The organism is Rhizobacter sp. P2_H2, assembly GCF_056403375.1.
Window position 1 is genome coordinate 1 of record NZ_JBFUFP010001310.1, and the last position, 1,322, is coordinate 1,322.

The 1,322-nt window shown below is 67.2% G+C and carries 2 protein-coding genes and 1 other RNA gene; 1 reads left to right on the forward strand and 2 read right to left on the reverse strand.

All coding sequences use genetic code 11. The features are described from left to right. On the forward strand, positions 1-232 hold a 232-nt coding region (locus tag AC1D15_RS32615; protein WP_477829324.1), incomplete at its 5' end, for a hypothetical protein. A 120-nt stretch (positions 233-352) separates the two neighbouring features. Here AC1D15_RS32615 and ffs read toward each other — a convergent pair. Beyond that, an RNA gene (ffs, locus tag AC1D15_RS32620) (signal recognition particle sRNA small type) lies at positions 353-450 on the reverse strand. 33 nt (positions 451-483) lie between these two features. Beyond that, on the reverse strand, positions 484-1,322 hold an 839-nt coding region (locus tag AC1D15_RS32625), incomplete at its 5' end, for an AIR synthase-related protein (protein WP_477829325.1).

Genomic DNA, 1,322 nt, shown 5'->3' on the forward strand with positions numbered 1-1,322 from the left:
CGTTTGGACCGCCCTTCGCCCGAGGTTCGCCGCTCAGGACGGATTGGCACCTGAGAGCCCTGCGGCTGCAATCTCGTACCTCAAAGGCTTGGATTCCGATGCTTTGGCCAAGGCTCTTGAATACATCAGGAGAGCGCCTGCGCAGGTTCGCACGAGGTTTCGCGCCGCCTTCGAAGCCGAATTCGAACTGGATCCGCTGGCCAGAAGCATGCGCTCCATCGAAGGAGGGTGACCGCTCAGAAGCGTGCAACTCGAGTGAGCGGGAGTTGCTTTCCTCGCCGGCTTCGACAGGCTCAGCCCGAACGGAGGTGGGCGAGCGCAGTACTTGTCGAACCCAAAGAGGAGAGGGAGGGGTGACGAGCCTTACCCCCGGCACTGGTCGCAACAGTTAGGGCTGCTTCGTTCCCGACCTGACCCGGTTGGCCGTGCTTCCATGCGGGGAGGCCCGTCGCGGCGGATTGTAGGCGACGGGCAGAGGCCTTCTCAGCGCAGCTGCAAAGAATCGTCGCCGAACTCGATGTTCAGCGGCTCGATCAGCAGCCGCTTCGGCCCCGCCTCGACCGCGCCCGCCACCATCGCCTTCACGCCCGCGGCCTGCGCCACTTCCACCGTGCGCTGCGCATCCTCGGCCTTCACGAAGATCGCAAACCCCGCGCCCATGTTCAGCGTGCTGTACGCCTCTTGATCGTCCTGCTTCGCATGCTGCTGGATGAACTTCAGCACCGGCGTCACCTCGGGCACGCTGTGGATGCGATACRTGTGCTTCGCCGGATGCCGCAGCAGCTTGCGCCAGCCGTGGCCGGTGATGTTGGCGCAGTAGTGCGGCTGGATGCCGGCCTTGTACAGCGCCTCGGTCACYGGCGAGTACAGCACTGTCGGCGCCAGCAGCGCCTCGCCGTAGCTCAGCCCCGGCTGCACCTCGGTCAGATACCCCTTCGGCAGCCGCTCCACCAGCTTGCGCGCCAGGCTCAGCCCGTTCGCATGGATGCCGCTCGACGCCAGCAGCACGACCGCATCGCCCGGTGCCAGCTTGTCGCCGACCGACAGCCGCTCCTTCGGATTGATCAGCCCCGTGCAGCTCGCGGCCAGGTCGATGCGCCCCTCGGCCACGATGCCCGCCAGCGCCGGCGTCTCGCCGCCGCCCCAGGCCACCTGGCAGGTGTCGCACGCGGCCTTCCAGCCTTCCACCAGCGCCTGCGCGCGCTGCGCGTCGGAGAACCAGTCGGAGCCGCCCGCGGCCCAGTAGGCCTGCACCACCAGCGGCGTCGCGCCCACGGTGATCAGGTCGTTGATCGCCATCGCGATCGTGTCCTGCGCAATGC